Raw genomic sequence first — 14,504 nt, 5'->3', positions numbered from 1 at the left:
CACTCGCCTTCCTGCGAATGATGTCGAAGCTGCAGCGGGGAGCGGATCATTGGCGTTTCGAGGCGGCACAGAAGTACCAGGATGCCGTGGCGAAGCTGGGTCTGGACGCGACTCGTCCGGTTGTCGACCATGTCGTCCAGGTAGGTGATCCGGACGCGGCCCGTGGTAAACGGCGGCGCGCGCACATCGAAGCGGTGCATCGCTATCACTACCTGCAGCAGGCACACACCTGGTTGGATGCGGTCAGTGCCGAGCTGCACGAGGCGCTGCTGGCGCGGACGCACTGGGCGAGCAAACTGGACAAGGGAATCCAGGCGCTCGGCATCGCCACCAACGGCGATGACACGTTGGCTCATCAGCTCAGGGACGGAATTCAGAACTGGGATTCCACACAACGGCAGGACAAATCCGACGAGCTGGCCGAACTGGATCGGTTCGCCGAAAACCTACGGCTCGCCGACGACAACGTGTATCGGCTCGGTTCGGCACTGGAAGAGAGCCTGGTCGAACTCGGCGAGCCGGAATTCTTCGAGTGGGAAGCAGACGAAGAACCGAACACTGCCGCGGTGGTGCGCGTGGTCAAGAGTTTGTACGGACCCGCCGGAGTGGAATCGGCCGAGCAGAGGCGGCCCCGCAGTGATGAGGATTCCCGTCTGCAGGCCCGGTTGCGTGGTCGCCTGATGCGGCTGCCGGACGGCGACGAGATGATTGCGCTGCTGAAGGCGCTGCCCTCGGGTGCTTCGATGGCCGTGGTGGAGAAGGGCTACACGTTCCACCGTCGGTACACGCTCGTCAACTATTCGGGCACCATTGTCAAAATCGCTCTCGCCGACGAGATCGTCGAAGAATTCGTCCCGGATCCCAAGGGTGCGCCTTATTACGGCATCGTCGTGCGCGACGACGGTACCCCGATGCGCCCGGTGAGTCCGGATGAGCACATGCCACCCGCGTGGGAACCCGTCGGATCTGCCGAACGTGTCTCTCAGGTGCTCCGACTGCACGCCGCGCATGTCGAACGCGGTCACGAATGGCGGCGGGCCCAGCAATTGGCAACCACGCTGGGAGTGCCGCACGAGCAGTTGCTCCCGGAGCATCGCGACCAGGTCCTCGCCCGGCTGGCGGCACTGGCCGACGCGCCGGAACCGAACCGACGGTGGGCGCAGGAACTCCGCGAGGTGCTGCGCCGGCACCAGCAGATCTCGGAGGACCTGGCCGAGTTGCACCAGCTGGACCGGGCCTGGTGGCAGGCGATGTTGGTGCACTTCATCGTGCAGGCGCGGGTGGAGGCGGCAACCTCGGCGCTGGATTCCTTGGGGCATACGACAAACGGCGAGCTGTGGAGAGCGCTCGAGGAGGCGAGCGCTGATTTCGCACGTGCCGACCAGGCGTTGGAAGCGGAGCTGTCGGCTCGCCGGCCGGCCCTCGATCCGGTGGATCCGGCGGAATTCGTCTACGTCCCCGGCGGGCCCTTGACGATGATGGCGTTGTCGGCACTTACTGGTAACCCGGACATCGAACCGATAGAACGCGACAACGCGATGCTCGGTACGTCCGACCTCGAGATGATGGCGGCGTCGGGAGCGCGGCCCGAGGTGTTCACCGATTTCCAGGCATTGGAGCAGGCGATTCCCGATGGTGGTATCGCCGAGGTGACGGAGATCTCCGCTCCCGACGGGCGTGCCCATGGTTACCTGGTGATCTCCGTGGCCGGCAGTCGGTTCGTGATCAACTATGCGGGCATAGAGGTGCACGACTTCCCGCCGATACCGCGCGGCACGGTGGGTTCGCTCTACGGCAATATCCACACCGCGACGGGTGTACCGCGGCTACCGCTGTCCGAGCGAGGTCGTGCTCGACTGCGTGAACTATCCCGGCAGCTGAGCGAATTGGCGGCGCAGGGCCCGATCGGGGTAGAGCCGGCAGCGTTTATGAGTGCCGTCGTACAGGGCGAACGGTGGCAGCGCATTTTCGATGAATTCTCGAAAGTGCTCTCAGCGGAATCGGATTCGGGAACCGTTGCGGCCCAGCGACAGCCGGATGTCACAGATCCGTTGATTCCGAACGTGCTGGAACGGGTGCGCCAGTTGCTGGCCGACCTGCCCGCAGCGCTGCCGGCTTTGCCGACAGCGCCTGCCGAGTCCACCACCAGGCCGCCCGTCGGTGTCGGCGATGGGGCGGTCGACACCACCGGCAAGGGGGTGAGCTCCCCGGCCGAGCTGATGGGCAAGACACCCCAGGCCCGCAGCGGCCTGGCGGATGGACAGAAGCCGACGAACAGCCCTCAGCCGCCGCTGGCGGCGCGAGAGGACCAGTCGCGAGAGGTACCCGGCGGTCTGTCGCCGCAGGATTCGGCGGGTTGGTCTGTCGGCCCCAGCGACGCACCTGCCGCGCTGCCGCCCGCTGAGCGTGATATCGACCCCACCACCCGGGAGCGGGAACTCGCTGAAGATGCCTGGGGTGCAATGCGACTCGAGGTCAGTCGCCCCGAGGCCGAGCAGATCGCGAAATGGTGGGATGCGCTACCAGATGACGTGAAATGGGCACTGGTGCGGGACATGCCGGCGCGAATCGCCGGCCTGGACGGAGTTGCGTATCAGTGGCGGCACGAGGCGAATCTGCGGATGCTCGCTCGTGAAGCTGCCGAACTGGGTGTCCACGGCAGACGTCTGCGTGCGGCACAGCTGGTAGCAACGGCGCAGGTGCTGGCGGAGGCCGGTCAATGGGCAGACGCGCATCTGGCAGGCAATCCGAAAGTCTATGCGGCGGCACTAGATCTGCGTGATCTCGGGAACACCGGCCGGCAGTTCGCCGTGATCGGGGACGTTCAGTCCGCTGACGAAGTGGCAGTGGTCGTGCTCGGCGGGCCTGCCACCCCGGCGGCGCTGCGAATGGGCCTGCAGCGGGCGGCGGACTACTTGAAAATGCATGAGGGCTCCGACCCGAAACGTGCGGCAGTCGTGGTGCAGGGGCCCGAGCCGGAACGGATAGCGCACGACCTTGCTGGTCTGCTCGAAATGCCGAGGGAAAAGAGGTGGGATCGGAGACTCCGGTTCATCGTCGACGACCAAGGGGCGGCCACCGCACGTTCCGCATTCGACGACGAGTGTTTGGCGCGCCTCAGGCACCACTTCGAACAGGTACCGCCTGACCCGCGTGCACAGCCCGAGACACACAGTGCGGCTGGTGATACCGCCGACTCCACCCCCGATGTGCTGGACCAGAACGGCCACACCCGTGACGATGGCCACCGGGGGCATGCCTTGGCCGGGATGCGTCATACTGCCCACCGGCTGCGCCAGTCGATGCGCGACAGCGTCGTTCAGATGTGCGAGGCATTCGAGGCGGACCTGCAGCGGAAGGTGGACGTTGCGGAGCTCTTGCGTCCGGACTCGGATACCCGGCAGGAGTGGATCAACCGGTTCGTCCGCGCACGCGACGATCTGGCACAGCTGCTCGGCATAGAGCCCGCCGAGCTCGTCGAAGACAGTCGGCTGCGGCGCGAGCTCGCGAAACTGATCGGGCGAACGGACAAGTCCGCAGCGCTGGCCGAGGCGGAAGAAGAGTTGATCAGGCATCTCAATCTGGTGGTGACGGTCGACAACATCGACAGCTTCGATACCCAGGTTCGTCGGATCAGCGCGTTGGAATACAAGCTGTATGTCGCTCAGGCCCGGCTCGACAAGGGCGTCGCCTCGGCCGACGAACTTCAGCCGCTGCTCGATGAGGCCGCCCAACTCGAGGCGTCGGCCCAGGCGATCTGGGAAACCGAGCAGCGGCTTGCGCGCAATAAGACGTACTACGGCCCGCTCTGGGTACGTGGTCACCAGACCGACAGTGCCAAGTACGAAGTGCTGCCCGGGGATTTCCGCCCCGGCACGGACAACGTGGCCCGCCTGCGCGGCATGCTGTTGCAGACACAGCTGGAGCTGGGCGCGTTCCTCGACGTGGATCCGACCACTGTGTCGCGCTACGAGCTGCCGGAAATGGCGCCGTTCAGGGGGCTTCCGAAGCCACCAGAGAACGATGCCGCGGTGTCCGACTACTTGGATGCCCTGTCGTCAGCGTTGTGGGCGCGGCGAAAATGGGAGCTCGTCACCCGATTCCTGGAGCTCGGCGGGCTGCTCGAGGTGATCGATCAAACCGTCCAGCTCGACGGGCAGATCGCCGAGCTGGATTCCGGACTGGAAACCTTGATCTGGGACCCGATCGACACTAAACGTATGTCCGACGTCACGATGGGTGACGGGCTGCTGTGGTTCCACGACCGCCTGGTGGCACAGCATGCGGGCTCTCTGTATCTGGATCACTCCAGAGAATTCGATGTCGACCCGGTCACGCTGGATATGGGGACGTTGGCTCGACTGCGTGGCACGAGTGCATCGCTGCGTGCGGAATTGGCGGTACGTCTCGACCTGGCACCGGCAGACCTGACACTGGAGCGGCTCCAGAAGCTGACCTCCGAGTTGCCTGACGACCACTCGGCCCTCGATGATCTGATGAAACTGCGCCGCCTCGACGCGCTGACCGAGAAAGCCCATCAGGTCCTCGTCGCGGCGATGGCGATCCGAGAGGTGCGCGCACTGGAAGCCGCGCGGCGCCGGGCATATGGACAGATCGTCGTGGCGAATGAACGGTATTCCGCGCTCCGCGACGAACATCTGATGCGATTCCCGCAGGATATCGAGCACCTACGTCCGGGGGCGAGGGAAGCGGTCCTGAAGCGGTTGCGCGGCTGGCAGGGACAGGCACGTGCAGAATTGGAGGGGGCGTCGGCGGAGGACCGAGCGACGGCCGAGCAGCGCTATCGTGGGCTGACCGACCTGCTCCAGGTCGCCGACGAACGTCGCCGGTTGGGCCAATCGCTCGAGCGTTTGCAGACGCGGGCGCGTCGGCTCGATGGCCATGCTCTGGAGCTCCAGCGTCGACAGGGCGAGGTTCAGCAGAATGATGAACTGCTCGCGACGCTGGGTAAGCGGGCCGTGGAATGGGTGAATTCGGATACCACGCTGACGGAATTGGCCGGCAAGCGGGACCGGGAGCAGATGCGGTTGTCGCGATGGCTCCGGATACCGCGTGCCGAGCTCGGGCTCGCGCGGGTGCGAAAACTGTTGTCGGATCCATCTGACAGTCTCCTTGCCGAGCACTCGCACGTCCGCGCGGTGGCGGAGCGGTTCGTGGTGCTCGACGACTTGCTCGGCGTCTTCGTCGAGCGCGAATCCGCGCGGGCCGACCGCGACCGCATCCAGGCGGCAATGATTGCTGCCCTGGCGAATCCGACCCTGATGGATATCGACGGCAGCGCCACCTATACCTGGCCGGCCGGGGTGCCGGCTGAGGTGCGCGGTGGCCCGATGAACTGTGCCCCGTTTGTGGTGCAGAGGACGGCCGAGTTCGTGGCGCGGGTGTCCAACGGTGAACAGTCGATACCTGGGATGGCAGACCACCCGCTGATCAACCTGTACGGGGTGGATGAGGAGACCTTCGCCAAGGCGTTGGGTGGCGATTGGCGGGGTTTCGGCACGCTGCGCGAGGTTGTCGAGTTTGTGCAGCGTGGCGGGGTCAACGAGGGCGGTGCCGTCGCAGGCGCCATGGGATTCGGTAATGCCGGGTGGCACGCATTCCAGGTGGAGCTGGACGCCGACGGCGAAGTGGTGGTGCGGGAGAAGGTCAACGGTGTCGACCGGGAGTGGAGAGGTGCGGATGTCGAAGTGTGGCTGGCCGAGCGTGAGCAAATGGGCGTGTCCCGGGTGGCCGGAATCGCATTCGGCCGCAACGGGAAACCGCTGATCCCGTACGTCGAGGGCAGCCGCCTGATCAATGTCGCCGAAGTGGCCCCGGACGGACCCATCGGTCAGTTGCCGGGCGAGCGCGCGCCGCCCGGCATGGAGCGGGCTGCCCGGCTCGGCGAGCTGCCGCTGTGGCGTGCGGTGGCGGTGGACGCTGGAGTGTCAACCCAGACGGTGCTGTGTGTGATCAAGGGCATTCCGGTGCTCGGAGATGTCGCTGTCCGCGTTCTCGATGCCGCAGGCCGGCACGGGTTGGCGTTGCCGGCGACGGTGGCGGTGGATCCGGCGGCGCAGGCCGCGCCGAATCCGCAGGCGTCGACGTCGGAAGTGGCGTCCGCGGCCGGGGTTTCGACAGAGACGGTGCGAGAGGTGGTGTCCTGGCGTGGGCCGGTGCACGACCCGTCGCACCGTCGCACGCTGGCCGCGGCGCTGCAGCTGAACTATCGCGACCTGCCCGCCGGGTTGCGCGCGATGTCGGGGCAGGTCGCGGCCATCGCCGCGGCGGCCGACGTGGATGAAGCGGTCGTCGTCCTGGTGCTCGACGGGCGGATGTCGGTCGAAACCGGTGACGGGGCCAGGGTTTTCGATGCCATCCAGGATTTGGTCGACTGGAATGCGGACCCGACCAACGGGCGCGGCGTCCGGGGAATCATTCCCGCAGTGGCGCCGTCACACTTGCCAGCACAGGTGGACCGGCATGCGGCCGGACAACCACCCGCAGGTGTCGGCGACGGCGATACCCCCGCTCCCACAGGTGAACTCGACGATGCCGCAGCAGTGCGGGCGGCATTGCGGGAATTGCCCGAGGAGAACCGGGTGCAGCAGGTGGCCGACGCGGCCGCGGTGGATGTCGTGGCGGTCGTCGATCTACTCGCCGGTCGGGATGTAGACGAGCTCGTTGCGCAGCGGATCCGGGATGCTGCCGGGGAACTCGGCCCCCGGTTGCCCGCTGCACGGACCCAGGACGCGGTCGCCTGGATGGCAGGCACGTCGGCAGCCTCGGTCAGGAAGGTGCGCAACGGTCAGCGGTTGAGCAGCGAGGACGTCGAACGACGGGTCCGCGCTGTGGCCGGGCTCATCGGCTACTCGGTGCTGGAATCGCCGCAGCAGATTCCGCCGCAGCGGGCTCCGTCGCAGCTGGAGCGCAAGCCACGCCGTCGGCCGCCCGGCATCAACGGGTTGATGGCAGCCTTGCTGCCGGCGGCGACGATGGCGCAGATCGACGGCGACGGGAACCTCGGCCCGATCCCGAACGGAGTCGGTGACGGCGCCGCCGCGCCCGTAGCCCCGGACAACGGCGACCAGCGTGCCGCGCTGCTGCGCGCGGCCCAGGCCGGGGACCGGAATGCGATGCGCGAGTTCCGCATCCGGCAGGACACGGCAGTGCTGGAGTGGCTGAAAACGGAGGTGAACGACCCCGACGTGGCGGGTCGATTGCGGGAGCGGGTGTTCGACCTCGCGTTTGCCGGGACCCTCCCGGAGGGACGGCGAGTCAACTCCTGGCTGGGCAGCCAGATCGGCGTGGTGGTGGCCGAAGAAGAACAGCGGCACGCGTTCACCGAGCGGGTGTGGGCGTCCTTCCTGCGCACTGCCGGGTCCACCGAGAGCCAGATCGCGAGCGCGTCGAACCAACCGACCTCGGTGCGCAGATCGGCCGGTCCGCTGACCGGGGTCGCACCGGCGGTGCTGCAGGCCGCGCTGGCCCAGCTGCCCGCCGCCGAGCGGTGGGTGATCTGGCAGCGCTTCCTCTACCAGCGGGACCTCGGTGTGGTGGCCGCGGCCGTGCGATTGCCTGCGCGACAGGTTGCGGTCCTGGAACACCGCGCCGTCCAAGCCTTTGTCACCGAGGTTCGGATGCTGTCGGACCGGTACGCGCTGAGGGAGGATGTAGGTCGGGTCGAACGCGAACGCACCGATATCGAACAGCCCGCGGGTGACCCCGCTGTTCGCCTCGCCACGCAGTTCGACCAGCTGTGCCGCGGGATCGCCGCCCAGCTGCACGAGAACTTCCGGGAGTCCTTCCGCGTATCCGACGACGAATACACCCCGCAGTGGCGGATGCCGGACGGCACGAAGATCCCGGCAGGCACACCGAAGAGCGAGCAGGTCGACATCGCGAAGCTGTCGTTCGCGGACCTCCCCGAACATTTTCAGCTGGAGTACATGAGCCAGGCCAGGACCGCCTTGCGGGCCGCGCTGGCGGCGCGGGATGCGGGCGTGGACCTGTCCACGCCGTTGGCCATCGAGTTCGTGGCCGAGCAGATTCACGAATCCTTTATTCACGGACAGGTTTTCGACCGGCGCGATGCCGGCATCACGCTCGATTCCGAGGAGATGCGCCCGTCCGTCGGGCTGACTGTCGACGAGGATCTGCCCGCATCCGTGCGGGCGAAGAGCTTCGACGCTGCCGCGCTCGCGATCGAAGCGGTGACGCCGCGGGCACTGGACCGCGAGGGTTGGCAACAGCGGCGCAAGCAGACACTCGACGAGTGCACCGACTTCATGTACTGGCACGGCTGGGCCGACCCCGTGGACACACAGGCCGCGCAGACGTCGTCGGTAGTGGCGGACGCGGAGGCGACCCCGAAAACACCTGCCGCGGAGACGTCGTCGGTAGCGGTGGACGAAGACAGGCCCGCGAAGTCCACCCGGAAGCCACCTGCCGCAGTGACGCTGTTGGCGACCGTCGTGGACGCCGTGTTCGCCGACACCCCGCGGGCGCAGGTGACGGTTCGGCCGCAGGTGCATGGCACCGCGGGTGGTCGGGAAGTGCGGTTCGATGTCGTCGTCACCGGCGCTGCCTTGTCCGACGCGTCGGTGATCGCGGCGACCAGGGCATTGACCGAGACAGCGGACCGTTGGCAGCTCGAATCCACCGCCGACGGTGACACATTCCGCATCGAGTTCTTCGAGCGGCCTGCCGCCGGTCTGGATCCGCGTCGTCGCAAGCGCGCTCAACTACTCGTCGGAGTGGGTGCCGACGTCCGAGAGGCCGAGGTCTCGAAGGTTCGGTCGTGGCTGGTCGCGCTCTTGAAGCAACACGGGTTGCCGCGGAACATGGTCGAGGACGCCGAACTAGCTGTGTCCGAGTGGGGCGGAAATGCGTTGAACCACACCGAAGGTCCGGTGCTGGTTCGCGCGACCCTGATCGACACTCCGGGGAACACCGGGGCCGCTGGGCGAGTGCTGGTGGAAGTCCTCGATGCCAGCACCCACTTCCCGCCGCCGATGCCTGCCGACGCGAAACCGCCGGAGCAGAGCCAACTCGACGCAATGGACGACAACGCCAGCACCGACGAGTTCATCGACGCGCTCATGGCCAGCCTGGGTGAGTCGATCGACGGCGACGAGGGTGATGAGACGCCGGCGGGCTTCGATCTCTCGTTGGCAGATGGTATGTCGGACGCGGGTGACGAGACGCTGCCAGGCTTCGATCTCTCGCTGGCAGACGGCCTCATGTCGAGGGGAAGCGACTCGGACGCTCAGGACGACGCGAAACCCGAAGTGCCGGTGGAGAACCGGAAGTTGGAGCGGAACCGGGGCCGGCTCATCGTCCGCGACACTATGGATCGACTCGGTGGATATCCGCTTGCTCCCGGCGAGCAGCATCCGTACCGCAAGGTGATCTGGTTCAGCATTTTCGCACCGGACAACCCGGCTCCTGCGAATCCGACCGAGGCGACCACCGCCGACTTCCACGGGACCCGTGCTCTGCTGGCCGAGCTCACCGGTGTCGGCGCCGATACCAGGGCAGTGGTGGCGTCCGTGACCGATGCGATGCTCGATGCCACCGACGGTGACCTGCACCTGGCCACCGAAGTACGCGCCGAACAGGACGAATCCGGACACACTGTGCACCGGCTGGATCTGTTCGCCGATACCGACACGGCTCAGATGAGCGTGCGGCTGGTGGCCCCGGTGGACGTGTCCGCGCCTGCGGCAGTGCAGGTGTCGGCTCGGCTCGATGCTCGTCACCCGGAGCGTGTCGCCGCGTTGGAGCAGGCGGTCCGGCGTCTGACCCAGGATTGGGGGACGCCGCCGCAGGTGGCCGAGGTCGCGATGGATGCCGTCGACCGGTACTTCCTGACCGCCGCCACCGAGGTTTCCGGGCACGCGCACGTATCGGTATCGGGTGAGCCGGGCAACCGGACCATGACCATCTGGGTGCGAACTCGTCTGAGTTTCGTTGGTCTGACGGTCACCGAGGCCGGAACGGTCACCGGCGCGCACCCGGTATCGGTGCCGACCGGGCTGGATCAGGCCGACCTGGATCAAGTCGAGTTGGATCAGGCCGACTCCGACCACGTCGAGCTGGATCGCATCGATCTGGACCACTTCGAGACCGAAATGCCGGTCCAGACAATCAAATTCGGAACGGGCTTCGCGGAGCTCCTCGGTGCACCCGTGCCCGAGGTGGCGCAACAAGGCGCGCCGGCAAGGCCTGCCAAGGTCTGCGGTCGCGAAGTGCAGCTGACGTTCCAGCAGCTGTTGGGCGACAATGGATCTCGGATCAACCCGGCGCCACTGACCGGTCAGCTGGCAATGGACGGAATGACCGACCGGACCTACGCCGGCGGCCTGGCCGCCGGCTGGCGGGAGCAGCCGTTCGGCCGGGGCGCACGGGGATTGGAAGCGGCGCTGGCCGCGGTGCGCGACGGTGGCCGGGGCGCGATCGCGGGCGTGATCGATCACGGCGCCATCGGCGCGCACGCCTTCGGCGTCATGCGAGTCACCACGGCGCTGGCCGCGGCCAACCCGCAGCTGCGCGAAGGCGACGTCGTGGTATTCGACAGCGCTGACCCGGAAGCCCTCCGCAACGGCGGTTGGCTCGTCGGCGACGAGGCGATCGCCGCCTGGATGCAACGAGTGTCCGCGGGCAGCAACTCCGAGATCAAGGGCATCGAGTTCGACGAAAACCTCGACGCGGTAGTCGAATTGGAACAACGCCCGAGCATCGGTCTGGCCGGGATGATCGGCGCCCCGCCGGAAGCGCAGCGCCTGGCGGATTCGACCCGTCGGCAGCGGGCCGCTCTGGTAGAACTCGGCAGTCTGCGGCGCAGTTATCACGAGGCCGTGGCGATACTCGGATCGGGCGAGTTGTCGGTGGATGAGGTGCTGCGCCGACTGGCGGCCGCGCCGGACAATGTCCTCGACTCCGACCATCGGTCCGCGTTGATCGACCAGGTCCGGCGTTACGGCTACGCGGTCGAGGCGCGCCGTCGGTTGGACGTGGTGAGCAGTCGGCACACCAGCGCGTTGGTGGCCCGGGCTGCGCGAGCGGCGCAGGCACGGAAGCTGGCCGCGCAGGCGGGTGTCGAGGTGCCCGACACCGAGCGGCGCGGCAGGCGGATGGCAGCCCAGGCGGACCGGTTGCAGCGCAATGGCGAGCTCGACGCGGCGCACACTCTGCGGACACTGGTTGAGGTCGCCGCCGGCCTGCGAGAGTCCGACGCACAGGCACGCAAGCTGGAGAAGGAGTTGGCCGCCGGACTGAAGGATCCCGGTGTGCTGCCCGCGTGGGCCGATATCGACGGCGCGTCGCGTGGAGTGGGTGTCGCGGACGGCGCCGCGGCCTTGCAGGCGATTACCGACATCTACGGCTACAACGCGGTGGATGTTGTCGACAACTCGAGCCTGGCCGGCCTGACCGACACGGTGCTGCAAACGCGGGCACGGGGCAGGTTGTTGCGGGTGCCGGGGCCGAAATCCTTGGCCGAGACGCTGATCGGGTTGAGGTCGAAGGCGTCGGCACTTGTTGTCGAAGTGCAACCCGACGGCACCCGCGTCCGCTATGTGGTGACCAACCAGCATGGGACGCTCGTCAAGGTCGCCCTGCATGTCGGGGAGGTGTCCGAGTTCAGCGCCGAAACCGATTATCCCTCGCCGAGCTACAGCGCGGTGTTCGACAGCACCCGGATGTATGCCGTCGTCTACGATTCGGTCGGCACGCCGGTGCATTCGAACGACGCCTCGAATCCCGTTGTCCCGCAATCCGAGAGCCTGCCGGAGCCGGGTCGGCGGTACGCGGACACCTGGTTGATGTATCTCATTTCGCTCGACCGCGGACAGCTGTTCGCCGAAGCGGAAGCCGCGGCGGCACGGGTCGGTCTGCGAGCGGACCTGTCGGATCCAGTGGTGCGGGCGGACACGCTGCGCGACATCGAGAAGACCGCGTCATCCGATGAGGCCGATCCGCAGCGCCAACTGTGGACCGCGCTGCACCACCACCAGCAGCTCACCGAAGAACTCGACCAACTGCACCAATTGAACGCCCGGCGGCTGCAGGCGTTGCTGCACCTCCACCGCCTCCGGTCCGACTTCCAGATGCTGTCCGCCGAACCCGGCTGGGGCCCTGTCGGGGTGGATGCGCGCAGCGTCCAGGCCGAGTTGGCGGAACTCGCCGACGCCCTGTCGGAGGCGCAAGCACGAGTGGCACGGCTGGACCGGGCGATCTCCGACGCGGTGGCGTACCGGCGAGAGGAATTCCCTCGCTCGCTGCCCAGCTTCTGCATGCCCGCCGCAACCATGGTTGTCAGGGCGCTCACCGGTAATCCGAACATTCGCTTGCTGGAACGAAACGGTAGTGGGTCAACGGGCGTCGAGCTGGCCGTCGGGCTGGGTGCCGAGCAGTGGGATTTCGCTGACCACGCGGCCGTCGCGCAAACCCTGACCGACCTGGGACCGGGCAGTCTGATGGTGGTCACCGATTCCCTTGCCGGGGAGAACGGCCTCGTGGACGCACACACCTATGTGGTCCTCAACGACAACCACCGCCTCGTGGTCATCGACTGGAACGGTGTTGTCGTACACGATTTCCCGCCGCAAGAACAGTCGAAGGTGTTGTTCGCGCTAGGAATCGTTTTCGACGCCACGGGGCAGGCTCGCGATCAGATGCCCGAAGCGAAGCGGGCGATGCTCCAGACTTTCGTGCTGAGACTCGATGAAAAGCGTGCGGTGCAGCAAAAGCTGTGGCACCGGATCGACGAGGAACTCGGCGGTCTTGTCGTGGCCCCGGACTACGACTACAACACTGCGGCGGGGATCGCCGAGCTGCTCGCGCAACTGCGCGCCGCACCCCAGAACGGGGACAGTTGGCAGCAGATCGACCTGGTGGAAGGGCTGGTGCGCCAACACCTCGACGTCGTACGGGAATTGGACGAGCTGAGGGGCGAGCTCGACGAGGCGGTCGAGGCCTTCGAAGCCGCACAGCCGGCGGTGACCGACACGCCGGACAGCGACCCTGCCGTTGCGTCGGAAGTGCGGGTGCGCGAACGTCCTTCGGCTTCACGGCCGGCCACCGCCCCGGCCGCACCGGTTGTGCCGTCGCTGGCTGAGCCGATCGAAAAGCTGAACCGGATCCGCCACGATTTCACCGCTCCATACCAGGACGCTATGCAGCGACTGGCGGACTGGATCGAAGTTGGCAATGCGGGTTACCTCCCCACGAATCTGGCCCTGACACAGCTTCTGATAGTGGATTCCCCAGAACGGGAGGAATTGGACACCCAGTCCAACGACGCCCTCGATGAGTTGTTCAGCCAGCCGGGTGTGGTCGAGGCTCCTGCGCCGGGGCAGGAGGCGCAGTGGATCGCCGAGCTGGTGGCCTCGGAGAACCCGGCGGTGGCTCAGGCGGCCAAGCGGTACGCCTTCCTCGTGGGCGCCCAGGAAAGAATCGACGCGGTCGAGCCCTTCCGGTTGCGCCTTCTCCAGGTCGACCTGCTGGAAGATCTGTTGCACCAGGGGGATATGCGGCAGGAACAAGGGCTGATCCGAGTCGATAGCCTCGCAGAGGTGGTCGAGCAGGTCGACCTGCTCGACCAGGCATGCCGTGAATTGCGGGAGTTGCGCAACGCCCGGCCGATGGTCGATACCGCGCAGCTCGAGGCCCGCGACTGGCAGATCGAGCTCATCCTGTTCGAGGCGGGGCGCTCGGGTCCGCCCGCCCCGGTCGGATTGGGCCCCGCGTTGTCCCAGATCCGCAACGACAACGCTGACACCTTCTGGCAACTGGAACCCGACTTGGCGCGGTGGGCCGCCGAACTGGGAATAGATCTGACGGATCCGCGGCAGGCGCGGGCACGGCTGGTGGAGATGCGCGGGCAGCTCGACGGATCCGACGTCGAGACGACCTGGCGCGGAAACCTGGTGGAGGAGTTCCTCGACGCCCGCCACCGCCTGCACGGCATCGACGCGCTTGTCACCCTGCGTCGTCGGGTCGCCGCGCAGCAGGTAGTGCTCGACGAGCGGTTCGACCTGCTCTCCCGCGAACATATGGACCGGTTCCCCGAGGATGCCGACCTGCTGACCATGGACGCGTTGCGCGCCAGGCACGTCGAGATCGAGCCGAGCGGTCCCGGCCGGACCGGCTTCGACCAGACTCGACGGCACCGAGGGCTGGGCAGCCTGCTGCAACTCGGCGAAACCCTCCATGCTTTGGGCGAGTCCGCCCACCGGCTTTCCCTGCTTGCGGCCGAGTTGGAACTGAAGGCCGAACGGCAGTTGTCGGCCCAGAAGATCAGGGCCGCCCGCAGCCGGGAACTCGAGCACTCGACCGGTCTGCTCGTGGTGTCGAATAGTGTGGAAACCGCCGCGGCAGTACTCGTCCGACTGCGTGCGGACCAGGAGACCGCACGTGGACTCCTGTTGGACAACCTCAGTCCAGAGGTCCGCCGCGAGCTCGGTATTTCCGATGAAAGCCTGACTACCGACCGGGTCCGG

The 14,504-nt window shown here is 66.9% G+C and carries 1 protein-coding gene (only partly in view); it reads left to right on the top strand.

The whole window is internal to a sigma-70 family RNA polymerase sigma factor gene (locus ACLMAL_RS00570; protein WP_411997295.1) on the top strand: the coding sequence, 104,907 nt in all, runs 46,411 nt past the left edge and 43,992 nt past the right edge, and what appears here is coding positions 46,412-60,915 (codon 15,471, partial, through codon 20,305, complete); the first codon wholly inside the window starts at position 3. Both the start codon and the stop codon lie outside the window.

It is taken from the genome of Nocardia sp. CWNU-33 (genome assembly GCF_046764895.1).
In the GTDB taxonomy this organism is placed as follows: Bacteria; Actinomycetota; Actinomycetes; order Mycobacteriales; family Mycobacteriaceae; genus Nocardia.
The sequence above is the reverse complement of the archived record's forward strand: the minus strand, read 5'-3'. Positions and strand labels throughout refer to the sequence as shown.